24 protein-coding genes and 1 other RNA gene are annotated in these 24,206 nt (G+C 67.5%); 10 read left to right on the top strand and 15 right to left on the bottom strand.

Annotated elements, in window-relative coordinates; translation table 11 throughout:
* Nucleotides 1–137 precede the first annotated feature (137 nt).
* The 3 genes from ACQKLX_RS22045 to gstA form a co-directional block, all read right to left on the bottom strand.
* A complete protein-coding gene (locus ACQKLX_RS22045) occupies nucleotides 138–1,847 on the bottom strand; it encodes a Na/Pi cotransporter family protein (protein ID WP_427363700.1) in 1,710 nt (569 codons plus the stop codon).
* A gap of 244 nt (nucleotides 1,848–2,091) precedes the next feature.
* On the bottom strand, nucleotides 2,092–2,481 hold the full coding sequence (locus tag ACQKLX_RS22040; RefSeq protein ID WP_427363699.1) for a nuclear transport factor 2 family protein: 390 nt from the start codon (nucleotides 2,479–2,481) through the stop codon (nucleotides 2,092–2,094).
* Nucleotides 2,478–3,089: a glutathione transferase GstA gene (gene gstA / locus ACQKLX_RS22035; RefSeq protein ID WP_427363698.1), complete on the bottom strand. Its 612-nt coding sequence runs from the start codon at nucleotides 3,087–3,089 to the stop codon at nucleotides 2,478–2,480. Before gstA ends, ACQKLX_RS22040 begins: the two co-directional genes overlap by 4 nt.
* 124 nt (nucleotides 3,090–3,213) lie before the next feature.
* Between gstA and ACQKLX_RS22030 the strand changes: the two genes are divergently transcribed.
* A complete protein-coding gene (locus tag ACQKLX_RS22030) occupies nucleotides 3,214–3,579 on the top strand; it encodes a winged helix-turn-helix transcriptional regulator (RefSeq protein WP_427363697.1) in 366 nt (121 codons plus the stop codon).
* 10 nt (nucleotides 3,580–3,589) lie between these two features.
* On the opposite strand, the gene ACQKLX_RS22025 is transcribed toward ACQKLX_RS22030, so the two are convergent.
* The 10 genes from ACQKLX_RS22025 to ACQKLX_RS21980 all read right to left on the bottom strand — a co-directional run bounded on the left by ACQKLX_RS22025 (nucleotide 3,590) and on the right by ACQKLX_RS21980 (nucleotide 13,482).
* Nucleotides 3,590–4,060, bottom strand: coding sequence for a VOC family protein (locus ACQKLX_RS22025; protein WP_427363696.1), 471 nt, complete (start codon nucleotides 4,058–4,060; stop codon nucleotides 3,590–3,592).
* A gap of 196 nt (nucleotides 4,061–4,256) precedes the next feature.
* Entirely contained in the window at nucleotides 4,257–4,610 is a 354-nt protein-coding gene (locus tag ACQKLX_RS22020) for a hypothetical protein (RefSeq protein ID WP_427363695.1), read from the bottom strand.
* Nucleotides 4,611–4,828: 218 nt separating this feature from the next.
* On the bottom strand, nucleotides 4,829–5,791 hold the full coding sequence (locus ACQKLX_RS22015) for a diguanylate cyclase domain-containing protein (RefSeq protein WP_427363694.1): 963 nt from the start codon (nucleotides 5,789–5,791) through the stop codon (nucleotides 4,829–4,831).
* 89 nt (nucleotides 5,792–5,880) lie between these two features.
* Entirely contained in the window at nucleotides 5,881–7,113 is a 1,233-nt protein-coding gene (locus ACQKLX_RS22010) for an ABC transporter permease (protein ID WP_427363693.1), read from the bottom strand.
* Nucleotides 7,110–7,859 (bottom strand): ABC transporter ATP-binding protein, encoded by a 750-nt coding sequence (locus ACQKLX_RS22005; protein WP_427363692.1) that lies wholly within the window; start codon nucleotides 7,857–7,859, stop codon nucleotides 7,110–7,112. Before ACQKLX_RS22005 ends, ACQKLX_RS22010 begins: the two co-directional genes overlap by 4 nt.
* Nucleotides 7,860–7,869: 10 nt before the next feature.
* Nucleotides 7,870–9,537: an efflux RND transporter periplasmic adaptor subunit gene (locus ACQKLX_RS22000; protein ID WP_427363691.1), complete on the bottom strand. Its 1,668-nt coding sequence runs from the start codon at nucleotides 9,535–9,537 to the stop codon at nucleotides 7,870–7,872.
* 116 nt (nucleotides 9,538–9,653) lie between these two features.
* Complete coding sequence (locus ACQKLX_RS21995; protein ID WP_427363690.1) at nucleotides 9,654–11,513, bottom strand: patatin-like phospholipase family protein; 1,860 nt, start codon at nucleotides 11,511–11,513, stop codon at nucleotides 9,654–9,656.
* A gap of 76 nt (nucleotides 11,514–11,589) precedes the next feature.
* On the bottom strand, nucleotides 11,590–12,378 hold the full coding sequence (locus tag ACQKLX_RS21990; RefSeq protein WP_427363689.1) for an N-acetylmuramoyl-L-alanine amidase: 789 nt from the start codon (nucleotides 12,376–12,378) through the stop codon (nucleotides 11,590–11,592).
* Nucleotides 12,375–13,121, bottom strand: coding sequence for a TerB family tellurite resistance protein (locus ACQKLX_RS21985; protein WP_427363688.1), 747 nt, complete (start codon nucleotides 13,119–13,121; stop codon nucleotides 12,375–12,377). Before ACQKLX_RS21985 ends, ACQKLX_RS21990 begins: the two co-directional genes overlap by 4 nt.
* A 55-nt stretch (nucleotides 13,122–13,176) precedes the next feature.
* Nucleotides 13,177–13,482, bottom strand: coding sequence for a glycine zipper domain-containing protein (locus ACQKLX_RS21980; protein ID WP_427363687.1), 306 nt, complete (start codon nucleotides 13,480–13,482; stop codon nucleotides 13,177–13,179).
* A 313-nt stretch (nucleotides 13,483–13,795) separates the two neighbouring features.
* Between ACQKLX_RS21980 and ACQKLX_RS21975 the strand changes: the two genes are divergently transcribed.
* Nucleotides 13,796–14,458: a lytic transglycosylase domain-containing protein gene (locus ACQKLX_RS21975; RefSeq protein WP_427363686.1), complete on the top strand. Its 663-nt coding sequence runs from the start codon at nucleotides 13,796–13,798 to the stop codon at nucleotides 14,456–14,458.
* 38 nt (nucleotides 14,459–14,496) lie between these two features.
* Nucleotides 14,497–14,889, top strand: an RNA gene (gene rnpB, locus ACQKLX_RS21970) — RNase P RNA component class A.
* 61 nt (nucleotides 14,890–14,950) lie between these two features.
* Here rnpB and ACQKLX_RS21965 read toward each other — a convergent pair.
* Both ACQKLX_RS21965 and ACQKLX_RS21960 read right to left on the bottom strand, forming a co-directional pair.
* A complete protein-coding gene (locus ACQKLX_RS21965) occupies nucleotides 14,951–15,904 on the bottom strand; it encodes an MBL fold metallo-hydrolase (protein ID WP_427363685.1) in 954 nt (317 codons plus the stop codon).
* A 116-nt stretch (nucleotides 15,905–16,020) separates the two neighbouring features.
* Nucleotides 16,021–16,446, bottom strand: a complete 426-nt coding sequence (locus ACQKLX_RS21960) for an organic hydroperoxide resistance protein (protein WP_427363684.1) — start codon at nucleotides 16,444–16,446, stop codon at nucleotides 16,021–16,023.
* Between the two features lie 229 nt (nucleotides 16,447–16,675).
* Here ACQKLX_RS21960 and ACQKLX_RS21955 point away from each other — a divergent pair, with 229 nt between their 5' ends.
* From ACQKLX_RS21955 to ACQKLX_RS21925, 7 genes are all read left to right on the top strand, one after another.
* Entirely contained in the window at nucleotides 16,676–17,140 is a 465-nt protein-coding gene (locus ACQKLX_RS21955) for a MarR family winged helix-turn-helix transcriptional regulator (RefSeq protein WP_427363683.1), read from the top strand.
* Between the two features lie 384 nt (nucleotides 17,141–17,524).
* Nucleotides 17,525–17,983: a division/cell wall cluster transcriptional repressor MraZ gene (locus ACQKLX_RS21950; protein ID WP_427363682.1), complete on the top strand. Its 459-nt coding sequence runs from the start codon at nucleotides 17,525–17,527 to the stop codon at nucleotides 17,981–17,983.
* Nucleotides 17,980–18,984 carry a 16S rRNA (cytosine(1402)-N(4))-methyltransferase RsmH gene (gene rsmH / locus ACQKLX_RS21945; RefSeq protein WP_427363681.1) on the top strand — a complete coding sequence of 335 codons (1,005 nt, stop codon included), beginning with the start codon at nucleotides 17,980–17,982 and terminating at the stop codon, nucleotides 18,982–18,984. The genes ACQKLX_RS21950 and rsmH overlap by 4 nt, the downstream gene beginning before the upstream one ends.
* A 2-nt stretch (nucleotides 18,985–18,986) precedes the next feature.
* Nucleotides 18,987–19,376 (top strand): cell division protein FtsL, encoded by a 390-nt coding sequence (gene ftsL, locus ACQKLX_RS21940; protein WP_427363680.1) that lies wholly within the window; start codon nucleotides 18,987–18,989, stop codon nucleotides 19,374–19,376.
* Nucleotides 19,373–21,169: a peptidoglycan D,D-transpeptidase FtsI family protein gene (locus tag ACQKLX_RS21935; protein WP_427363679.1), complete on the top strand. Its 1,797-nt coding sequence runs from the start codon at nucleotides 19,373–19,375 to the stop codon at nucleotides 21,167–21,169. The genes ftsL and ACQKLX_RS21935 overlap by 4 nt, the downstream gene beginning before the upstream one ends.
* Nucleotides 21,170–21,302: 133 nt before the next feature.
* Nucleotides 21,303–22,775 (top strand): UDP-N-acetylmuramoyl-L-alanyl-D-glutamate--2,6-diaminopimelate ligase, encoded by a 1,473-nt coding sequence (locus ACQKLX_RS21930; protein ID WP_427363678.1) that lies wholly within the window; start codon nucleotides 21,303–21,305, stop codon nucleotides 22,773–22,775.
* Nucleotides 22,772–24,199 (top strand): UDP-N-acetylmuramoylalanyl-D-glutamyl-2,6-diaminopimelate--D-alanyl-D-alanine ligase, encoded by a 1,428-nt coding sequence (locus ACQKLX_RS21925; RefSeq protein WP_427363677.1) that lies wholly within the window; start codon nucleotides 22,772–22,774, stop codon nucleotides 24,197–24,199. Before ACQKLX_RS21930 ends, ACQKLX_RS21925 begins: the two co-directional genes overlap by 4 nt.
* Nucleotides 24,200–24,206: the final 7 nt, after the last annotated feature.

The following is a 24,206-nucleotide window of genomic DNA, read 5'->3' as shown; positions in this document are numbered from 1 at the left end:
AGCAGGCACCAATTCGCGTATTGCACTGCCATTGCGGCCGCTTGGTTTCACCTGCAATCGCGACAAAAAGGCGAGCGCACAAAAGCAGACAGGCCGCCCGGAGGCGGCCTGTCCACAGCCCGGTGATGTCAGCCCGTTCAGGCCGGCACGGCGGCGGCGTCGAAACCGCCGGCCTCGCGGGTCTGCTTGCCGGTGTCCGTGACCGGCACGACGCGCGAGACCGAGCGGCGCTCGCCATCGATGCGCTCGATCAGGAAGAAGGCGCGTTCGGCCGAGCCGAGCAGGGCCAGGATCGCGCCGCGCTCGACCCAGGGCAGCTCCGCACCGAGGCGCAGGCAGCGCTCGCGCACGGCTGTCAGGGCGGCGATGCGCGGCTCGGCCTCGGCCGAGACCCGCGGCGCGTCCTGGCCGGCCGGCACAATGGCGCGCATCGCATCGGCGACTTGGTCGATGATGCTGTCGACGACCTCGCGGCCGGGCTGGCCGAAGGGCTGGCGCTCGATGCGGCGGGCGATCTGGTAGAGGGTCTCGCCGAGGCTGGCGGTGAAGTCCTCTTCTTCGATCAGGCTCGCGACCAGGTCGGCGCGGGCATAGGGCATCTCCGGCGTGAACATGCCCGAGGTGTAGGCGCGGATGTCACGGTTGAGGACGTCGATCGCGGCGTAGTGCTCGTCGCTCTTCTCCGGCGCATCCGGCTTGTTGCGGGCGATGTCGAGGAAGAGCTGCGACGCCTGGAGATAGCGCCCGGTCTCCTTCTGGATGTTGGCGACGGCATGGGCGTGGTCGGTGGCCTTGGCGAGGAAGCGCGGCGTCGAATAATCCTCGATGTCGTCGACCGTGGAGGCGCCGACGCGCGACAGGACCCGCTCGAACACGCCGACGAAGGGGAAGAGCAGGACGGTGTTGAAGATGTTGAAGAAGGTCGAGTAGAGGCCGATCGCGACAGGAACGAGCGGGAAGGTCTCCTTGCCGTCCTTGATGACCGGGATGCCGGGATTGCCGCCGAACCACTGCATCGCCCAGGTCAGGATCTCCATGGAGACGAAGAAGAGCGGTATCGTGATGGCGACGCCGATGATGTTGAAGGAGATGTGGGCGTAAGCGGCGCGCTTGGCGTTCTTCGACAGGTTGAGCGAGGCCATCCACGAGGTGATGGTGGTGCCGAGATCGGCGCCGAGCGAGAAGGCGACGGCGGTCTTCCAGTCGAGGATGCCGGCGGCGCCGAGGCCCATGACGATGCCGATCGTCGCCGAGGAGGAGTGGATCATCGCGGTGATGCCGGCGGCGATCAGCACGCAGTAGATCAGGTTGAGATAGGTGTCGGCCTTGAGCGAGGAGATGACGCTCATGACTTCCGGCATCGCCCGCAGTGGACGCAGGCCGCCGGTCATCAAGTTGAGGCCGTAGAAGATCAGCGCGAAGCCCATGCAGGCCAGCGCGATGTTCTTCACCTTGTCGGTCTTGGCGAAGATGTGCACCAGCGCGAAGATGCCGGCGAGCAGCAGGCCGAGCGGGCCGAGCGGCAGCGCGATCAGGCCGTTGCCGAGCGTCGTGCCGATATTGGCGCCCATGATCACCGAGATCGCGGGGCGCAGGCCGATCACGCCGGCATTGACGAGGCCGACGACCATGACGGTCATCGCGGTCGAAGACTGGATGATGCCGGTGATGAAGGTGCCGGCCAGGACGCCCTTGACCGGGGTGCCGGCGATCTTGGCGAGCAGCGCCCGCATCTTGTTGACGGCGAGATTCTGGATGCCGTTGCTCATGAACTCGAGGCCGAGCATGAAGATGCCCAGGCCACCGATCACAGGCACGATCACCTGCGTGAAGATATCGACTTGCATGCTCTCGACTCCGACAAGGGGTGCGCGGACGCCTCTGCGGCTGGGTCGAGCGATCACGGCGAGCGCAGGCACGCAGGTCCCGTAGCGGACGCGCGCGCTTCTCCGTGCCGGTTTCCCCACCTGGCTAACGGAGTCCTTAGGCAGGTCGTGCGACAGGCCGGTGACTAAGCGTCACGATAGCGGAGAGCCGCTTCAACGCCTGATCGCCGGCGGCGTTATCCGCCGGCGATCAGGGTTCGGCTGGTCAGGCGACCGCCTCGTCGAGATCGAAATGGAAGACCTTGGCGATCAGGCGCCAGCGCCCGTCGAGCCTGATGAAGCTCAGGAGGTCGGTAAAGCGCTTCGGACCGATGCTGCATTCGACGCGGGCCAGCGCCGTGACCGGCCCGGCGAATTCGATCGAGACGATGCGGTCGCGGCGAGGCTGGCCGCGGCTGGCGGGCGAGGGCCGCTTCGCCACCAGCGGCAGATATTGGTCCATGGTGAGATGGGTCAGGCTGCCTTCCGTGCCGCAGGCGTAGATCGCCTGCGGATGGAAAAGGCGGCCGAGCTTGTCGGCGTCGCTGTGATGGAGACCGTCGAAATAGTCGCCGAGCGCGGCGACGATCTCGGCGAAGCGCGGATCGGTGCTCACTGGAGCAGCCCCTCGGCACGCATTGCTTCCTGCACGCTGGCGCGGGCGGCGATGCGGGTCATGAAGGCGCGCAGGTTCGGGAAGGCGTCGAGCGGGACGCCGCGGCTCTCCGACCAGTTGACGATGGTGAAGAGGTAGCCGTCGGCGACGCTGAAGCGCTCGCCGAGGAGATGGTCGCGACCATCGGCCAGGATGCCCTCGATATGGGCGAGCCTCTTGGCGATGCGGGCCCGCGCGGCAGCCTTGCCCTCTTCGGTGGTGTCGGGGAGGAAGAGCGGGGTGTAGGCCTTGTGCAATTCGCTGCCGATGAAGTTCATGATCTCTTCGAGCCTGAAGCGCTCGAAGCTGCCGGGCTTCGGCGCCAGGTCGGCATCTGGGGCGAGATCGGCGATGTAGCGGGCGATGACGGCGCCTTCGGTCAGCACGGCGCCGTCGTCGAATTGCAGCGCCGGGACATAGCCCTTCGGATTGACGGCGGCATAGTCGGCGCCGGTTTCCGTCTTGCCGGCGACGAGATCGACCTTCTCGAGGGTGACGGGCAGGCCGGCCTCGCGCAGGGCGATATGGGGCGAAAGCGAGCAGGCGCCCGGGGCGTAGTAGAGTTTCACGGCGGTTTCCTCATCCGCGTTGACGACACGGAGAGCTAGGCGCAAGCAGTTACCTCTGTATACGGGGTAACTTGTTGTAACCGCGTTTTCCGGTATCCTCCCGGTAACCGGAGAACCGATCGCAATGGCCTTGAAACTCAGGAAGAATCGCGCGGCGGCGCAGCCCGAGACCTGCAATGTCGGCGCCTGCATGCAGGTGCTCGGTGGGGCCTGGACGCCGAACGTGATCTGGTTCCTGAGCGGCGGGCCGCGCCGCTTCGGCGAACTGCGCCGCGATATCCCGGCGATCTCGGCGAAGATGCTGAGCGCGCGCCTGCGGGCGCTGGAGGAGAAGGGCGTCGTCCAGCGCAAGGTCGTGCCGACGAGCCCGCCTTCGACCGAGTACGCCCTCACCGAGCTCGGACAGGAATACGTGCCGGCGATCCTCGCGATCGCCGAGGTCGGCGCCAAGCTGAAGGCGCAGGCCACCGCGCGGGCGCGGGCGGCCTGAGCGGCGGAACTCAGCCCTTCGCGGCCGCTTCCAGCCCGGCGATGTCGAGCTTGACCATCTTCAGCATCGCTTCGGCGACGCGCCTGGCCTTGGCGCGGTCGGGATCGCGGGTGAGTTCGCCCAGGCGCTTGGGCGCGATCTGCCAGGACAGGCCCCAGCGATCCTTGAGCCAGCCGCACTGCTCGAACTTGCCGCCTTCGCCGAGCGCCTCCCAGAGGCGGTCGATCTCGGCCTGGGTCTCGCATTCCACGAAGATCGAGAAAGTGTGGTTGAAGGCGTCGGAGCGCCAGGCCTCGAAGGCCTGGTAGCGCTGGCCGCCAATGGTGAAGGAGGCGATCTTGACGCTGCCGGCCGGACCGCTCGGCGATTCCGCCGGCAAGGCGCTGGTCCATTCCAGCGCGGAGTTCGGGATCAGCGAGGTGTAGAGGCTGATCGCGGCCTCCATGTCCTTATCGAACCAGAGATTCTGGATGACCTTCATCGCCATGCTCCTTGCTGCGTCGGCAGGTCTGATGCCGACCTGTCACCTCAAGGACGAAGAAGGGGCGAGGGTTCCGACAGGGGCGATGCGATTTTCTCGAAAGCGTTCCGACAAGGCAAAGGCGGGCTGCCGATGGTCTGCCTTCATGCTCCAAATGTAAAAGCGGCCCCGCCTTCCTGCGGGGCCGCTGCCTTGGTCACCAGCGGTCGTAATAGCCGTGGCGGCGATAGCCGTAGCCATAGGGCGGCGGCCCGCCATAGCCACGACCATAGCCGTAGCCACCACCGCGGCCGTAACCGTAGCCACCGCCATAGCCGCCACCGCGGCCATAGCCACCGCCGCCACGCCCGTAGCGTTGGCGGTCGAGATTGTTCTGGATGATCTGCATCCGCCGCAGCTTGGCGTCGCTCGCGGTAAACTCTGCCGGCAGCCTGTCGAGCTGCCGCGCGAGGGCGGGCGCGAGCGGGGCGTCCGCGGGGGCCGCCGGCGCGGCACTGACCGCCGTGACGGAGCCCACGAACAGGGCTGCTGCGATCAACAGATGTCGCATGGGGTGTCTCCTGATTTAGTCGAGGCGATTATCGCTGCCGCAATTGCAACGCCACCTGAACGGAATTGTTCGCTGCCGTTCAGCGAACGCGGGGGGCGGACGGCCGGGTCCGAGCGAATGGCTGTCAGCGAGCGCCCGCCGGCGAGAGGGTTGCCTCAGGAAGGTTACCGAAAGATTGCCGTGCGCGGCCGATGGCCGTTCGCTATGTGCTTTTGGGCTTAGACTGCCCTCAGGGGACCCGCGCTGGCTGCGTGTCGGGAGGTCACCTCCGCAGCCTCCACCGGATCGCCGAACAGGCGCAGGCAGTTGCGGCCGGCGGCCTTGGCGACGTAGAGGGCCGAATCCGCTTCGGCGAAGCGCCGCTCCGGGTCGTGCAACAGGCCGGGCCTGAGGATTGTGGCGCCGATCGAGGCGCTGACCGCGATGCTGGTGTCGCGCCAGGCGACGGGGCGGGCGAGCGCCTGCTGCGCCTGCTCCAGCCGGTGCAGCAGATAGGGCCGGCCGGCGGCCGAGCAGAGAAGCAGCCCGAACTCGTCGCCGCCGATGCGGGCGATGAGCGGGGCATCGCTGAGCGAGGTCTCCAGCCGCATCGCGATTTGGCGCAGGCATTCGTCGCCGGCGGCATGGCCGAAACGATCGTTGATCGGTTTCAGATTGTCGAGGTCGACGATGGCGAGCAGGCCGAGCGCGCAGGCATCGCCGGTGTGCCGGCGCAGGTCCGAGAGCTGCATCTCGAAGGCGCGGCGATTGGCGAGGCCGGTCAGCGGATCGCTGTAGGCGAGGCGGCGCAGCCCCATCCACATGTCCTTCTCGCTGGTGATGTCCTGCTTGGCGCCATGGATGCGGACCGGCCGGCCATGCTCATGCGTGACGGCGGCGGAGAGGCGCATCCAGCGCTCGCTGCCGGCGGCGGTGCGGATGCGGGCGTCCATGACGAAGCCCTGGCCGCTGGCGATCAGACGGCTGCGCAGGCGCTCCATCTCGGCGCGCGAGTCGTCATGGTAGAGGTCGACGATGGACCGGCGCGGAATCGGTGAGCCGCGTGACAGGCCGAACAGGTCGTAGATGCCGTCGGTCCAGCTCAATTGCGTGTCGGCGAGCCGACATTCCCAGGCGCCGATGCAGGCCATCAGCGCGGCCTGATCATAGAGGCGTCTGGCTTCGGCGTCGGAAAGCGGCATGGTCTGGCCCTATGCGCTCGCCCGGTGATCGGTTGAGTCCGGTGACGCTAGGGCCGAAGAGTTAACGAAGATTGCCGATCCGGAAGGTCTTACTCCCTTCTGAGCGCTTCGATCGGGTCGAGCCGCGCCGCCTGCCGCGCCGGGTAGAAGCCGAAGAACACGCCGATCAGCCCGGAGACGCCGACGGCGATCAGGATGGTTTGCGGCGAGATCACGAAGGGCCAGCCGGCGAAGCGGGCGATCGCGGTCGCGGCGCCGATGCCGAGCGCGATGCCGACGGCGCCGCCGATGGTCGCCAGCGTCGTCGCCTCGATCAGGAATTGCGAAAGCACGTCGCGCTGGCGGGCGCCGACGGCGAGCCGCAGGCCGATCTCGCGGGTACGCTCGGTCACCGAGACCAGCATGATGTTCATGATGCCGATGCCGCCGACCAGGAGCGAGACGCCGGCGACGGCGGCGAGCAGCCAGGAGAGGGTGCTGGCTGCGGCGGTCGCGGTGTTGGCGATCTCGGTCAGGTTGCGGACGATGAAGTCGTCTTCCTGGTCCTCGACGAGGCGATGGCGCTGGCGCAGCAGCGCGCGCGTCTGCTCGATGCCGGGATTGATCGCCTCCTCGCTGGCGAACTTGACCATGATGGTCTGGACCGAGCGGTCGCGGGCATAGTTGCGGCCGACGATGCGGCGGCGGCCGGTATCGAGCGGCACGAAGATGACGTCGTCCTGGTCCTGGCCGAGCGCCGACTGGCCCTTGCCCGCCATCACGCCGATGACCTTGAACGGCACGTTGCGGATGCGGAACATCTGGCCCAGCGGATCGCTCTCGCCGAACAGGTTCTTCGCCACGGTCTGGCCGATGATGGCGACGATCTCGCCGCGGCGCAGTTCCTCCGGCTCGAACAGGCGGCCCTCGGCGAGGCCCCATTCGCGGGCGGTGAAGAAGTCGAGGTCGGTCGCGGTGATGGTCGTCGACCAGTTGGTGCCGGCATAGACGGCCTGGGCGCGGGTGGTGATTACGGAAGCCGAGGCGACGACATCCTCGACCTCGGCCGCGACGGCCTTGGCGTCCTCGTCGGTCAGGGTCGAGGAAGCGCCGGCGCCCAGGCGGACACCGCCCTGGGTGACATTGCCTGCCTGGATGATGGCGAGATTGGCGCCGAGCGACTTGATCTGGCTGTCGACGCGCTCGCGGGCGCCCGAGCCGATCGCGACCATGGCGATGACGGCGGCGACGCCGATGATGATGCCGAGCATCGTCAGCGCTGAGCGCAGCGCATTGGCGCCGATGGCGGAAAGGGCCGAGCGGATCGCTTCGAGCAGGCTCATTCGGCGGCCTCCGGCACGGGGGCGGCGCTGTCATGGGCGGCGAGCGCGGCGCGGGCGTCGGCCGGGTCCTGCCGGGTGTCGGCAATGACATGGCCGTCGCGGAAACGCACGACCCGGCGGGCATGGCGGGCAACCTCGGCGTCGTGCGTCACCAGCACGACGGTGACGCCCTCGCGGTTGAGGTCCTGGAAGAGGGCGAGGATCTCGAGCGCGGTGCGGCTGTCGAGCGCGCCGGTCGGCTCGTCGGCAAGGAGCAGGCGCGGCTGGTTGACCAGCGCACGGGCGATGGCGACGCGCTGCTGCTGGCCGCCGGAGAGCTGCATCGGCCGATGATGGGCGCGCTCGGCCAGGCCGACGCGAGCGAGGGCGGCGAGCGCCCGCTCGCGCCGGGTCTTGCCGTCGAGCCCGGCATAGACCATCGGCAGCTCGACATTGGCGCAGGCGTCGACGCGCGGCAGGAGATTGAACTGCTGGAAGACGAAGCCGAGCTTGCGGTTGCGCAATTCGGCAAGCCCGTCGCCGGAGAGCGTTTCCACTGCGACGCCGTCGAGCCGGTAATGGCCTCCGGTCGGCCGGTCGAGGCAGCCGATGAGATTCATGAAGGTCGACTTGCCCGAGCCGGACGGCCCCATCACCGCGACGAGATCGCCGGCCTCGATGTCGAGCGTGACGCCGCCGAGCGCGGTGACGCGGCCGGAGTCGAGATCATAGACCCGGGAGAGATCGCGCACCTCGATCAGGGGCATGGCAGCGGCCTCAGAACAGCCGCGGACCGCGCGGGGCGGGACCGCGGCCGGCTGGCGTCGGCTCGGCATTGCGCGGGCCGCCGCCGATCACGACCTCGACGCCCTCGGCGATGCCGGCCGCGGGCAGGATCTGCGTGAAGGCGCCGTCGCTCGGGCCTAGCCGGATCGCGACCGGCTTGGGCTGGCCCTCGCCGTCGAGCACATAGACGCGCCCCGGCGTGACGTCGCTCTGCGTTGCCGGCCGGCCCTCCTGCATCAACGCCTCGAACTTGGCGCGGCGTTCGGGATCGAGCACGGCGGCGACCTTGGCACGCAGTTCGGTACGGGTAGCGCGGAAGGCGGCGCGGCGCTCCTCCTCGGAGAGGCCGGCCATGGCCTGGCGATTGCCGGCGCGCTGCTCGGACATGATCGCGGCGATCGCCTGCTTCTGCTCCGGCGTCGGCTGGACCTCCTCCTCGATGCGTTCGCGCAAGGCGCCGGCGGCGCGACCACTGCCGCCACCGCGACTTGCTTGCGCCTCGGCTGGCGCGGCAGCGGGCAGGGCGGTCGGTCCGCCGAGCGGGCGGAAGCGCAGCGCCGCATTCGGCACGCGCAGTACGTCCTGCCGGTCGTCGGTGACGATCTGGAGATTGGCGGTCATGCCCGGCAGCAGAGCAAGATCGCGGTTCGCCACACGGACGACGCCGGTATAGGTGACGACGTTCTGGATAGTCTGGGCGCCCAGGCGGACCATCTGCACCTTTCCCTGGAAGGTCCGGTTCGGATAGGCGTTGACGCTGAACGAGACGTCCTGGTCGACCTTGAGCCGGCCGACATCGGCCTCGTCGATATTGGCGTAGATGTCGATGGTACGCAGGTCCTGCGCGATCTGGAACAGCACCGGCGCCGAGAGCGAGGCGGCCACCGTCTGGCCGAGATCGACCTGGCGCTGGACGACCACGCCGTCGACCGGCGAGCGGATATCGGTGCGTTCGAGATCGATCAGGATGTCCTTCAGCTTGGCGTCGCGCTGGGCGATCAGCGCCTCGCCGGACTGGACCTGGCCTTCCGCCAGCGCGATGTCGGCGTCGAGCCCGCCGATCTCGGCCTGGAGCGAGGCGATCTGCGCCTCGTTGGAGGCGAGCGTCGCGGTCTGGATCTCGACCTGGGTGCGGGCGCTGTCGAGGCCCTGCTGCGCACCGGCGCCGCGCGTGAACAACTCGTTCTGGCGGTCGAAGGTGCGCTTGGCATCAGCCAGCTGGGCGCGGGTGCGGTCGCGCTGGGCTTCGAGATCGTTGACGGTCGAGTTCGCCTTGGTCCGCGCCACCCTGGCCCGATCGAGCTGGGCGCGCTTGACGACGAGATCGGCCTTGGCCTGCTGCAGGTCGGCGGCCGCAGCATCGCGCCGGGTCTTGATCTGGTCGCTGTTGAGGCGGGCGACGATCTGGCCGGCCTTCACCTGCGAATTATAGTCGGCAAGGATCTCGACGATCTGGCCGGAGAGCTGCGAGCCGACCACGACGGTGGTCATCGGGGTCAACGTGCCGGTGGCGCGCACGGAGGCCGTGATCTGGCCGCGATCGATCGCAGCGGTGCGATAGGGCGTATCGTTGGCGGCGCCGCCGGTCGGCCGCAGCGCGAAATAGCCGGCGGCCAGCGCGCCTGCGCCGACGACCGCACCGATTGCCCAGAGACGCACGTCCGTTCACCCTCCGAGGCCGGGGAAAAGTGCCAGCCTTCCATCGGGCACAGAATGCCAGATTCAGGCACGCGAGACGAGTTAACTCGCTGCAATGTTGCGGAAAGCTTGCCGGATCAGTTGCTGATCCAGATCTCGAGGGAGTTCGGCGGCAATTGGGGGAATGGCTTGGCGACCACCCTGGCCGGAACGATGCGTGCGGCGTTCACCTCGTCGGCGAGCATCTGGGCGGCGTCCCGTTCCCGATCGGAGCGGTAGCGCACTTCGTTTCTCCCCGCGGCTATCCCTATGCGTTCACCGCCTTGGGCCGCGCCGGGCGTGTTCGGCCAGCTCTCGCTGAGCTTGCTGCCGAAGCCCTTCATCTGCTCGCGGGTCAATGTCCCGGCAAACTGGATCCAGACCGTGTACCGGCTCTTGTCCGGCGCTTGCTGAGGGGGTTGTGGAGACGCGAGAGGAGGCGAGAGGTCGAGCTTGTCAGGGAACTTCTGAGTCAGAATGCTCCCGGAGTTCGCAGTTCCTCTCGTGCTCAAAGCGGTGATGAGCGCGTTCTTGTGAACTTCATTCGAGGAGCGCAGCTCGGCTATCGTTCGCTCATAGTTCAACTGCTGCTCCTGCTGGTATTTCTTCGCGATCTCCAGCGATTGCGACTGCCCGAGCAATTCGTTGATTTTGACGACGACCTGCTTCCCTCCGGAGTAGACCAGCGCCGCAATCCCGATCGCTGCCGCTACGAGCGCATAGCTCGCCCAATCCCGGCTATCGAGCAGGCCTATGCGCGTCACGCTTGCCCCCCGAGCGGTCGCCTCGTTCATCTCCTGCGCCGACAGGCCGGGCTGGCTGGCCGCCTGCGTCGGTCGTCCGGGAGCGGTCGTCACATGCGACTGCTCCAGCGTATCCCGGGTAACGTCGCGGCCGTGATCGACCAGCAGTGCGATCTCGGTGTCGGAAAATCGGTCGAGGTCGGTCCTGATGTTCTGCAGGCGCGTCTGGGTCGTGACCAGCGCTTGCGACCTGGTGCTGGTCTGCCCGATGGGGACATAGAGGACCCTGCGTTTGTTCCGCATCTCGCGCATGCGCAGCAGCGTTGCCTTCGAGGTGCGGCGCATCAAGACGTCGGTGGCGCGGACATTGCGAGCGAAAACGCCAGAGAAATCGTTGCGGAGCGAGGCGTTGAACGCGCCGCCCGCATCGCTCACGACGACGGTGTCGATCGGCTGGCGAGCCTTGCCGACATCAAGAGCGGCGAACTTGTCGAAGCCGAGATTGTCGTAGACGCCGCCGTCGGTCAGGGCGATCGCGCTGAATGCGCCATCTGACGAGGCGCCGATCTTGTCCCAGGTGAGCCGCATCGGCGGAAAGAGCGGTGGAAATGCGCTCGAGGCCGCGACGGCGACGCTCAATCTGACATTGTCGGCCGGGTAATGCACCGGCGGGTTCGTGATCGCCTCGCCCTCGTCGCCGGTACTCTCGCCGTGGATGATGAAATGATCGTCGCTGAAGCTGCAGAGGTCGCCGGTATTGAAGCTGGTGGAGAGGATATAAAACTTGGGAGCACCCGGATTCAGTTCGAGGCAATGGCGCAGAGAAGCGTTCCGGAAAAGCTTTTCATACTGCTTCTGCAGGATTTCGGTGCGGCCGATGCCTTTCCAGTAGGGCAACAGCAGCAAGCTTCCGAGCACCCATCTGCGGACGACCCGGTTGCGGATATCCCAGCTGCCGACGGCGCGCAGCTCGCTGCAGGCGTTGAGAAACTGGCGCTGGTCGGAGCTGGTGTAGCGGTTCCAGTGCAGGGCGAGGTGCGCGGCCGTGATGCTGCCGCCCGACACTGAAAAAACCTCCGTGACGCGCTCGAGCAGGCCGGCTTCGCGCAGCGCGGTGATCACGCCGAGATGAAAGAAGGTTGCACGCAGGCCACCACCCGAGAGGCAAAGCGCGATCGACTGCGGTGGTTCGGTCCCGGCCTCGAGCATATCCATGCAACGCACCTCCAGAGAGCTGGAGCTTACCAAGCGTTATATGGCCATACAACTTCCGGCTGCGGCAGCCAATACTCTACGCCGTCCGCGCTTCCTGTGTCAGCGCCAGGAGGTCGCGCAGGGTGGTGATGGTCGACCCGTCGGCGACGCCGTCGACCTTTTCCGGCCGCCAATGGCGCTGGAAGGCGGCGACGACCGCCTCGAAGCGCTCGTCATAGGTGCCGTCGACCGAAACGCCGTAGCCGAGCATGGCGAACATCGCCTGCAACGCCTCGACCGGCGGGCCGGCATCGCCGCGGGCGAAGAAGCGGCCGCCCTTGATCGGCGCCGGTTCGACCCAGAGGCCGACACCGCCCTCGGCGAAACGGCGCCAGGGGAATTTCTCGCCGGGATCGATCTTGCGGCCAGGGGCGATGTCGGAATGGGCGAGGACGCGCCCGGGCGGGATCTGCCAGCGCTCGCAGATGTCGCGGCAGAGGTTCAGCGTCGCGGCGATCTGCGCCTCCGGGAAATCAGGCAGGCCGCCGGGATGGCCGGGATTGGCGATCTCGATGCCGATCGAGGCCGAGTTGAGGTCGGTCTCGCCGGCCCAGTGCGAGGCGCCGGCATGCCAGGCGCGGCGCTCCTCCGGCACGAGCTGGAGCATATGGCCGTTCTCGAAGACGAAATAATGCGAGGAGACCTGCGAGGCCGGGTTGCACAGCCACTGCAGCGCCTCGCCGGCATCGGGCATGCCGGTATAGTGCAGGATCAGCGTGTCCGGGCGGCGGCCCGTCGTGCCGTCACGGAACTTGCGCTCGCCATGATTGGGCGAGGGAAAGACCTTGGCGGCGAAGCGGCTGTCAGGGGTGAGGGTAACGCTCACGCCGGCTCGGGCTCCCTGCGGCCGATGCCGCGTTCCTTCTCGATCGCATCCCAGGCCGCGTTGATCGCGGCGAGGCGGCGCGTCGCGATGCAGACCGCCTCCTGCGGCAGGCCGCGGGCGATCTCGCGATCGGGATGGTTCTCGATGACGAGGCGGCGATGCAGCTGCTTGAGCTCGCCGTCGCTCATCTCGCGGCTGGCGCCGAGCACGAGATAGGGATCGTCGCGACGGCGCAAATGGCGCGCCTCGATGCGGGCGAAGCCGGCCTCGTCGATGGCGAAGATCGTCGCGACATCGCGCAGATAGGCGTGCTCGCGCTCATGGATCGCGCCGTCGGCGGCGGCGATCAGGAAAAGGCCGTCGAGCACGTCCTCGAGCAGGGCGGGCTCGTCGCGGAAGGCCTCCGCGATCTGCTGGGCATAGGCTTCGAAACCGGCGCTGGTCTGCTTGGCGAGATCGAACAGGCGCTCGACATGCGCCTTCTGCTCCTCCGGCACCTCGACGATGCGCTCGAAGGCCGCGATCTCGTCGCGCGTCACCACCCCGTCGGCGCGTGCCATCTTGGCGGCGAGCGCGACCAGGCCGGTGGTGAAGATCAGCTGCTTGGGAGCAGGGCCGAAGAGCGAGCCTTCGCGGTCGATCAGGACATGCCCGGCCAGCGCACCGATGAGCGCGCCGAGCGGCCCGCCCAGCGCGAAGCCAAGGCCGCCGCCGCCCAAAACCCCCCAGAAAGACGACGTCATCGTTCATCCAGCCACGGCCGGATCGGCCGCGGCTCCTGCGTAGAATGCGAGCGGCTCAGCGGCAATAGAGCCGGCCGTAATAGTCGCGATAATAGCCGTACGGGCAGCCGCCGCCATAGTAGCCGTCGTCATAATAGTAGCCGCCGCGGCGATAGGGCGAAGTGGCCGAGCCAACGATGGCACCACCCACGCCGCCGATCGCGGCGCCGGCGAGCGCGCCGCCCGCACGGCCGGTCGCGAGCCCGCCGATCACGGCGCCCGTGGCTGCGCCGAGCACGGCGCCGCCCCCGACGCGTTCCTCATGCGGTGTGCAGGCGCCGAGCGCCAGCGCAACAGCCGCCATTGCGATCAACTTCTTCATCTCGTTTCCCCTTCTCGGGTCGCACGTAGCGGCACGGACTCGGCCGGAGCCTAGTTTTTGCATTGCGACCGGCAATTGCGGTGGCAATGCGGCGATGATTTGACCTGCCGCCATGACTGCGTCAACGCCAGCGAGGGTGAATCGTTCCGTCGTTCAATACATGATGATTACTGCTCTCGAAATGAGGCTAAAGTAATCACCGTTCTTTCGGAATCGATCGAAATTTGTTTGTATCAGCCAGATTGTCGTCACATTCATCTATCATTTCGCCGCTCTGTTTTGCGCTGCAATGGATAGATGAGGCTCTTCCCGCATGAACAAAATCTCTGGTAGCGGCTGCGCCGCCTTCGCGATTTGCCTGGCCTTTCTTCAACCCGCTTCCGCCCAGGTGAACGCCGAGACCGACGCCCGCGCCTTCATCGTGCGAGAAGCTGAAATCAGGCGCCAGGCCGCCGCTGCCGAAGGGGGGCAGGATCCGCGGCAGGCGACCGAAACCACTGAAGCCAAGAGCGAGCGCAAGGGGCGGGCCAGGACCGCCAAGGCCGATCGCGAGATCCGGAAGCCGCTGGCTGCGCCGGCCGGTTCGGAAGGGCTGCGCCAGCTCGTCGCCCGCCACGCCGCCGCCAATGGCGTGCCGTTCGCGCTGGCGGATGCCGTGGTGCGCATCGAGAGCCGCTATAATCCCCGGGCGTCCAACGCCGGCAATTACGGGCTGATGCAGATCCGCCACCAGACGGCGCGCGGGGTCGGCTATAGCGGCGGCGCGGCCGGCCTGCTCGATGCCGACACGAATGCCCGTTACGCCATGAAGTATCTCGGCCAGGCCTATCGCCTCGCCGGCGGCGACACCTGCCGCACCGTGATGAAGTACCAGAGCGGCCATATGGCCACGCGCATGAGCGGCGCCAACCGCACCTATTGCGCCAAGGTCCGCAGCATCTCCGGCAGCACCGGCACCATCTCCGCCAGCAACTGAGCTTGACGGCTCAGGCTCGAAAGCGCACATCGGCGCCGCCAGTCGGCCGGACGGCCGCTCCTGCTTAGGCAGGGGAGGAAAGTCCGGGCTCCACGGAAACACGGTGCCGGATAACGTCCGGCGGGGGCGACCCCAGGGAAAGCGCCACAGAGATCGAACCGCCTCGCGCTTGGGTGCGAGGTAAGGGTGAAAAGGTGCGGTAAGAGCGCACCGCGGACCCGGCAACGGGGACGGCATGGCAAGCCCCACCGGGAGCAAAACCGAATAGGGACGATGCTCGCCCGCAAGGGAGGAGGGGCCGGTTTCCAGGTCCAGTCGTCCGGGTTGGTTGCTCGAGGCGCGCAGCGATGCGCGTCCCAGAGGAATGGCCGTCACGTCGGGGGAGAAATCTCCCGGCCGTCCAGAACCCGGCTTACAGGCCGGCTGGCACCCTCATCTTAGAGAAAAGGGCCGGGAGCGATCCCGGCCCTTTCGTGTTTCCAGCGGCTGCAATCAGAGTACGTAGCTCCAATCGGCGGGAATGAAGCGGAAGGCCGGGCCGTCCTTCAGGACCTTGCCAAAGCCGGGGAAAGGCATGTGCGCCCCGCTGATCAGCAATCCGTCGGTGGCGGCCATGTCGAGCACGCGCCGGCGCGAGGCTGCCGCCTGCTTGCCGTCGGCGTCGAAGACGAAGGTCACCTCCGGCTGCGCGGTCTGGATCACGACGTTGTGGATGCTGTCGCCGACGAGCAGAAGCTGCTCATTGCCCGATGCGACGCGCAGGATGCTGTGGCCGGGGGTATGGCCCGGCGCATGCTCGAGCGTGAGACCAGGGGCGACTTCGCCTGGCTTCACCTTGCGGGTCCGGCTCGCATAGGGCGCGAGCGCGTTCCGGGCCGAGGCGAAGAAGGGTTTCACCTCGGCCGGAGCCTGGTTGAGAATGCCGTCATCGTGCCAGAAGGCATATTCGGTCTCGTTGATGATCAGCTCGGCATTCGCGAAGCGCGCCGTCTTCTGCGCGGTGAGCAGGCCCTCGTGATGATCCGGATGGGCGTGCGTCAGGATGACCGCGTCGATCTGCTCCGGCGTGATGCCGGTGGTGCGCAGATTGCTCTCGGCCCGGCCCATCGTGTCGCCCATCGCGTTCCAGGCACCGGCGCCGGTGTCGAGCAGATAGGTCTTGTCCTTGGTGTTGATGACGAAGGTGTTGACCGCGGTGGGCAGGCGCTCGTCCTGGCCGGCAGTGGCGAGGCTCTGGCGGATCGCGGCGGGGTCGCCGCCGCTGAAGACCTTGGTGTCGAAGGGAATGTAGCCGTCGAGGATCGCGGTGATCTCAAGGTCGCCAAGCTTGCGGCGATAGATGCCGGGCACCTGATTGCCGGAGAGGGGCGCGCGGGCCGAAGCGGGGAGGGCGGGCGCGAGTGCAGTGGCCGCGGCCGCTGCGAGGAAATGGCGGCGATCGATCATGGGAGTGTTCCAGAAGCTGAAATTGCGGCTCCGGAAACGATGCCCGCTCAAGGCAGGCCATATCGTCTCACGGCCGGAGGGATGCCGGCCGTGAGGATCAGATGGGTGGCGTGATGTCAGGCCGCAACCGTCAGCTCGACGTCGATATTGCCCCGGGTGGCGTCCGAATACGGGCAGACGATATGGGCCTTCTGGACGAGGTCCTCGAGCTTGGCCTTGTCGATGCCGGGCGCCGAGATCGTCAGCTTGACGGCGATGCCGAAGCCCTTGCCGTCATCGCGCGGACCGATGCCGACATCGGCGCTGACTCGGGCGTCGTCCGGGATCTTCACGCTCTCCTTGCCGGCGGCGAACTTCAGCGCGCCGAGGAAGCAGGCCGAATAGCCCATGGCGAAGAGCTGCTCGGGATTGGTGCCCTCGCCACCGCCGCCGCCGAGCTCCTTCGGCGTGTTCAGCACGAGCTTGACGTTGCCGGTGTCGGTCGCGGCCTGGCCTTCGCGGCCGCCAGTGGCGGAACCATGGGCGGTGTAGAGGATCTTCATCTCTGCTCTCCTTGCTGGGCGGGCTGTCCGCCGTGGTTGATGTGAATTAGATTGTGCACAATTGAGTTGTCTGCAATTCACATTCTCGTGAACAGGCAGCGTTCGATGCGATGAGAGGCTATCTTGGTTTCATCGCAGGGGAGACTGTTTCCTGGGCGAGTTGTTCCGATCCGCTCGGATCGCTCTCCCTGTCCACGGGTCCATAGTGCGGGCAATAGGCGGCAAGGCTATGACGAGAGATGCAAAGGCGACGACGGTGCGTGGGCTCGACGAGCAGATCTGCTTTGCGGTGTACTCGGCCGCCCATGCCTTCAACCGGGCCTACCGACCGTTCCTGGCCGAGCTCGGACTGACCTATCCGCAATATCTGGTCATGCTGGTGCTGTGGGAGCAGGACGGCCAGAGCGTGAAGGCGATCGGCGACAGGTTGATGCTCGATTCCGGTACGCTGACGCCGTTGCTGAAGCGCCTCGAAGGTAATGGCCTGATCCTGCGCAAGCGCAGTCGCGAGGATGAACGGCAGGTGCTGGTCGAGCTGACCGAGGCGGGCAGCACCCTGCGCGAAAAGGCGGGCAACGCGCCCAATCCGGTGCCCTGCGCGGTCGAGGACAGCGGCGTCCCGCCGGGGCGTCTGCTGGGCGATGTGCGGGCTCTGCGCGAGGCGCTGCTGCGCCGAGCCACGGCCGAGGGCTGAGATCCGGCAGGGCAGGGCGGCAGTCGCAAAAATATTTCTGCGCAACCTGGTCCGGCTAGGCGGCCAAAGCGTTGCCGCGCGCCGGCGTTCTTTGCCAAAAATCCTCGTCTTTACGGATAGTTAACCTTAACGGGCTGTGATGTTCACAGGCTCGGGCAGACCTTTGTCCGCAGCGCTGAATCCGTTGACGCCCATATTGTCCCATGCTATCCCAAATTATCCCGTCGAAACCGACAGGCAAGCACCAAGTCAGGGCCCGTGTGCCGCGCGGATTTTGGCTGACGGCTACGCCATGTCGGGGTCGACGGGGGTATCGATCGCCGGCGCCTGCCGGCTCGTTTCGCGCCTTTGCGGTGCGGTTGGTAGCCCGATCCGGAGGCGGCGTTGACGGACCGCTTCGTCTCCCATTTCACCAACAGGCTCGACGCCAAGGGGCGGGTTTCGATCCCGGCGCCTTTCCGGGCCGTGCTGGCGAAGGATGGCTACGAGGGGCTCTACGTCTACCCGGCACTCGACCAGGCCAGTCTCGACTGCGGCGGCCATGCGCTGCGCGCGACGATCGACGAGATCCTGTCGCGCTTCTCGCCTTTCTCCGAGGAATGGGAGTCGCTCTCGACCGCGCTGAACGGCACGTCCGAGGTGTTGAAGGTCGACCCGGAAGGGCGGATCATGCTGAGCGAGACGCTGAAGGCGCATGCGGGCATCGGCGACACCGTCACCTTCGTCGGGCAGGGCCACAAGTTCCAGATCTGGGAGCCGGAGCGCTTCGAGGCGCATCTGGAGGAGTCGCGGGCGAAGCTGCGCGACGTCCGGCGCACCCTTGGCGCGAGGCCGGTGGCATGACGAGCGAACCGCATATCGCCGTACTGATGGACGAGGCGCTCGATGCGCTCGCGCTGAAAGCCGGAGGCCGTTATCTCGACGGCACCTTCGGCGCTGGCGGCTATTCGCGCGCGTTGCTGGAGCGCGAGCCCAAGGCGACGCTGCTGTCGCTGGACCGCGACCCAAGCGCGATCGCGGGCGGCGCGGGGCTCGTCGCGGCGATGGATGGACGGCTGACCCTGGCCGAGGCCCGATTCGGCGCGCTGGCGGAAGAGGCCGAGCGTTTCAAGATGACGCCGCTCGACGGTGTCGTTCTCGATATCGGTGTCTCGTCGATGCAGCTCGATCAGGCGCAGCGCGGCTTTTCCTTCCGGTTCGACGGGCCGCTTGACATGCGCATGGAGGCGGGCGGGCAAAGCGCTGCCGAGCTCGTCAACGAGGCCGATGAGGGCGTACTCGCCAACATCATCTACCATTACGGCGAGGAGCGGCGCTCTCGCGCCGTGGCGCGGGCGATCGTCGAGGCCAGGCGCAAGGCGCCGATCACGACGACGAAGCAGCTTGCCGACCTCGTCGCCGGCATCGTCCGGAGCGAGCCCGGCGGCGCTCATCCGGCGACGCGGACTTTCCAGGCCCTGCGCATCGCGGTGAACGACGAGCTCTGTGAGCTGGTCCGGGCGCTGCACGGTGCCGAGGCCGTGCTCGGGTCGGGCGGGCGGCTCTCGGTCGTGACCTTCCATTCGCTCGAAGACCGGATCGTCAAGCACTTCTTCGCCGAGCGCTCGGGCAGGGCGCCGGCGGGCTCGCGTCATGCCCCAGCGATGATGGCGGAGCCGGCGACGTTCAGGCTGGTCACCAAGGGACCGGTCGCGCCGTCCGAAACCGAGACGAGGGCCAATCCGCGCGCCCGCTCGGCCAAGTTGCGCGCAGCCGAACGCACCGAGGCGCCGCCGCGCGCGCCCGACCCCGATCTCGTCGGTCTCGCCGTCGTGCCCGCGCCGCAAACCCGCCGGAGGAGCTGAGCGTGATCAAGCTCTTGCATGTCATCGCCATCGGCGCGCTGGTCTCCTCGGCGCTCTATGCCTACTCGATCAAATACGAGACGACCCTGCAGGCCGAGCAGCTGCAGAAGCTCAAGGCCAAGGCCCAGCGCGAGCGCGAGGCGATCGCGGTGCTGAAGGCCGAGTGGCAGTTCCTCAACCGCCCGGAGCGGCTGCAGGCGCTGGCCGACAAGCATCTCGACCTGCAGCCGCTGGGCACGGCGCAGATCGTGCGCCTCTCCGACATTCCCAATCGCGGTCCGAAGGTGGATTCGATCGGCCGCAAGCTCGAGGATCTCGGTCTCGGCCTGCCGACCGAGACCCCCAGGGACCGCAAGAGCAACACTGCGACGACGCCCGGAGCCCGCCCATGAGCCAGGACGTCCACCAGCAGGCTGCGGCGCCCGACATCGTCGCTCCAACGGTCGCGAAGCCCGAGGTCGTGAAGCCGAAATGGCGCTTCCGCACCGAATGGCTGCGCGACATCTTCCGGATGAGCGGCGAGAAGAGCGAGCCGCGCGTCGGCCTCGTCATCCTCGGCTTCAGCTGCCTGTTCCTGGCGATCGTCGGCCGGCTCGTCATGCTCGGCGCCTTCCCGAGCGACCAGGTCGGCCTGCGCCGGGCGACGTCGAACGCGATCTCGGCGGCGCGCCCCGACATCCTCGACCGCAACGGCATCCCGCTTGCCACCGACATCCGCACCGTCTCGGTCTTCGCCGAGCCACGCAACATCCTCGACAAGGACGAGGCGACCGAGCTTCTGACCGCGGTTCTGCCTGACCTCAACGCCAAGGAACTGCGCGACAAGCTCAGCACCAAGAAGGGCTTCGTCTGGGTCAAGCGCGAGATCACGCCGCGCCAGCAGGCCGAAGTCCACCGGCTCGGCATCCCCGGCGTCGGCTTCGTGCCCGAGAACAAGCGCGTCTACCCCAACGGCAATGTCGCCGCCCATGTGCTCGGCTTCGCCAATGTCGACAATGTCGGCATCGCCGGCATCGAGAAGTACATCGACTCGCAGGGGCTGCAGGACCTGAACGGGGCGGGCTTTGCGATGCAGGCCTCCGACCTCAAGCCGGTGCAGCTCTCGATCGATATGCGCGTCCAGCACCTGCTGCGCGACGAGCTAGTCAAGGGCATCGAGAAATATCGGGCGATCGCGGCGGCCGGCGCCATCATGGACGTCAATACCGGCGAGATGATCGCGCTGGTCTCGCTGCCCGATTTCGATCCCGGCAACCCGGTCGACGCGCTGGAGAAGGACCGGATCAACCGGATGAATGTCGGCGTCTACGAGATGGGCTCGACCTTCAAGGCGCTGACCATCGCGATGGCGCTCGATTCCGGCAAGGCCAACATCAATTCGAGCTACTCGACGGCGGGCGGCATGATGCGGTTCGGCCGACAGGTCATCAAGGAATACCACGGCACCGGCCGCACCCTGACGGTGCCCGAGGTGTTCCTGCACTCGTCGAACATGGGCTCCATCAAGATGGCGCTCTCGGTCGGTGTCGAGGGCCACAAGGCGTTCCTGAAGAAGATGATGCAGCTCGACCGCATGACGACCGAGCTGCCCGAGAGCGCCGCCCCGATCGTTCCGCAGCGCTGGGGCGAGATCAACACGGCGACCATCGCTTTCGGCCACGGCCTCGCGGTCGCGCCGATCCAGGCGCTCGCGGCAGTCGGCGCGCTGGTCAATGGCGGCTACCTGATCAAGCCGACCTTCCTGAAACGCTCCGAGGAGGAAGCCAAGAAGGATGCGATCCGGGTGATCAAGCCGGAGACCTCCGAGGCGATGCGCTACATCATGCGCCTCAACGGCGAGAAGGGCTCGGCCCGCAAGGCCGATGTCGCCGGCTACTTCGTCGGCGGCAAGACCGGCACGGCCGAGAAGGTCATCAACGGCCGCTACGCCAAGAACAAGAACTTCACCACCTTCACGGCGATCGCGCCCTCGGACAAGCCGCGCTATCTCTTCCTCGCCATCTATGACGAGCCGAAAGGCTATGCCGAGAGCGGTGGCTACTCGACCGCAGCTTGGAACGCCGGCGTCACCACCGGCAAGGTGATCGAGCGGGCCGCCCCGATCCTCGGCATGGCGCCCCGCTTCGAGCCGCCGCCGGCGCCGTTCCCGCTGATGGCCAGGCTCGGGGCGTGGGGTTCGCGGTAGGGAGATCATGCTCGGGCGTGACCGAGCTCTCTGGACGGAAGGGAGCTTGATCCTGCATGAGCTTCTCGGGTCTACGCTTCGCTTCGCCCGAGAATGACGCGCGGGACCCCGCGCCCGGCAAGGATACGCTCTTGTGACTGACACCGGCTTCAGCCTCGACCTACTTTTCCCGGGAGCCTTCGCTGAAGTGGGCGAGCGCCGTGTCAGCGGCGTCGCCTTCGACAGCCGCAAGGTTGCGCCCGGCCAAGCTTTCGTCGCGCTCGCCGGCGCCAAGGCCGATGGCGCCCGCTTCGTTACTGACGCCGTCCAGCGCGGGGCGATCGCGATCGTCGCCGGCGGGCCGCGCCCTGCCGATTTGCCGGCCGGGATAGCCTATGCCCAGGTCGAGGATCCCCGGCTCGCCCTCTCGCTGGCGGCGGCCAAGGTGCATCCGCGCCAGCCGGGCACCGTCGTCGCCGTCACCGGCACCAGCGGCAAGTCCTCGGTCGCCGAATTCAGCCGCCAGATCTTCATGGCGCTCGGCCGCAAGGCAGCGAGCGTCGGCACGATCGGCATCGTCACCGAGGCTGGCGCCGATTACGGCTCGCTGACCACGCCGGACCCGCTCTCGCTGCACGCCTCGCTCGACAAACTGGCGGGCGAGGGCGTCACGCATCTTGCGATGGAAGCCTCCTCGCACGGGCTCGACCAGCATCGCCTCGACGGCGTCCGGCTCGCGGCCGGCGCCTTCCTCAATCTCGGCCGCGACCATCTCGACTATCATCCGAGCGTCGAGGACTACCTTGCGGCGAAGCTGCGGCTCTGGACGTTGCTGCCCGCCGGCGCGCCGGTGGTGATCAACCGCGACGAGCCCTATGCCGACAAGGCCGAGGCGGCGGCGAAGGCCGGCGGCCATTCCGTGATTGGGATCGGCAGGCAAGGCGACCGCCTGAAACTGCTCGACGTCGCGCGCGAGGGCTTCTCGCAGCGCCTGACGGTCGAGGTCGACGGCGCCAAGACTGAGGTGCTGCTGCCGCTGGTCGGCGACTTCATGGCCGGCAATGCGCTGGTCGCGGCCGGGCTCGCGATCGCGACGGGCGAGGATGCGACGGCCAGCGTGGCGGCCATTGCCGGGCTCAAGGGGGTTCCGGGCCGGCTCGACCGTGTGGGTGAGCACAATGGCGGGCTCGTCGTGGTCGACTATGCCCACAAGCCCGATGCGCTCGCGGCGGTGCTGAAGACCTTGCGGCCCTATGCCAGCGGCCGGCTGATCTGCGTTCTAGGCTGCGGCGGCGACCGCGACCGCGGCAAGCGCCCGCTGATGGGCAGGATCGCCGCCGATGGCGCCGACATCGCCATCGTCACCGACGACAATCCGCGCAGCGAGGATCCGGCGGCGATCCGCGCCGAGGTGCTGGCGGCGGCGCCGGAACGCCTGCGCGAGATCGGCGACCGGGCCGAGGCGATCATGGCCGGCGTCACGATGCTGCAGCATGGGGATGTCCTCGTGGTTGCCGGAAAAGGCCATGAAAGCGGCCAGATCATTGGCGATCGGAAGTTGCCGTTCTCGGACCATGAGGTGGTCCGCGAGGCGATCGCGGCATTGGCTGGGGGAAGACGGGGATGACCACCGAACCGCTGTGGACCGGCGCGCGCCTGATCGAGGCGATGGGCGCCCGTTCGCAAGGGCCTTTGCCGGCCGCCGTAACCGGCGCCTCGATCGATACGCGCACGCTCGAGCCGGGCGACGCCTTCTTCGCGATCACCGGCGAGGCCCGCAACGGGCATGATTTTGTCGCGGCGGCGCTCGACAAGGGCGCGGCGCTTGCGGTGGTCGACGAGGCGCATGCCGGTTCCTTGCCAGCGGATGCGCCGCTTGCGATCGTCCCCAATGTGCTCCGCGGCATGGAAAGGGCCGGCATGGCGCGCCGGGCGGAACTGACCGCCAGGGTCGTCGCCGTCACCGGCTCGGTCGGCAAGACCGGGACCAAGGAGGCGCTCAGGCTGGTGCTGTCGCGCCAGGGCAAGACGCATGCGCCGGTCGCCTCCTACAACAACCATTGGGGCGTACCGCTGACGCTGACCAGGACGCCGCGCGATGTCCGCTACGGCGTCTACGAGATCGGCATGAACGCGCCCGGCGAGATCCTGCCGCTGACGAAGATGGTCCAGCCAGACGTCGCCGTGATCACCACGATCCAGCCGGTGCACCTCGCCGCTTTCGGGTCGCTGGAAGGGATCGCCCGCGAGAAGGCGGCGATCTTCGGTGGGCTGAAGCAGGGTGGAACGGCGATCATCAATGCCGACATCCCGCAGACCGGCCTGCTGCGCGAGCTAGCGCTGGCCGCCGGGGCAGGGCGCGTCATTTCCTTCGGCGAGAGCGAGGCCGCTGATGTGCGGCTGCTCGGCTGCGCGCTGAAGCCGGATGTCTCGACCGCCGAAGCCAATGTCATGGGCCGGGCGGTGACCTACAAGCTCGGCAGCCCGGGCAAGCACATCGTCCTGAACTCGCTCGCCGTGCTGGCGGCAGTCGAGGCGCTCGGCGCCGATCTGGCTCTGGCCGCGCTGGCACTCGCCGACCTGACGCCGCCGTCGGGGCGTGGCGCGCGGCAGGTGCTGCATGCGCCGGCCGGCCCGTTCACGCTGATCGACGAGAGCTATAACGGCAACCCGGCCTCGATGCGGGCTGCGATCGAAAATCTCGGCCGCATGCCGGTCGCCGGCCGAGGCCGGCGCATCGCCGTGCTCGGCGACATGCTGGAGCTCGGCGAAACCGCACCGGAGCTGCACAAGGGGCTCGCCGACGCGGTCACCGGCAACGGGATCGACCTCGTCTTCGCCTGTGGCCCGCTGATGAGATCCCTCTACGACGCCTTGCCTTCGCACCGCCGCGGCGCTTATGCCGCACAGGCGAGCAACCTCGAGCCCTATGTGCTCGATGCCGTCCGCGCCGGCGACGTCGTCACGGTGAAGGGCTCGCTCGGTACGCGCATGGGGCCGATCGTCAAGGCGATGACGGCTCGCTTTCCGGTCGTCCAGGCCGACGACTGAGTAGGGA

The sequence above is a fragment of the Allobosea sp. NPDC003192 genome, from assembly GCF_050275675.1.
Classification (GTDB): domain Bacteria; phylum Pseudomonadota; class Alphaproteobacteria; order Rhizobiales; family Beijerinckiaceae; genus Allobosea.
Note: the sequence above shows the minus strand (reverse complement) of the source record. Positions and strands in the feature narration are given on the sequence as shown.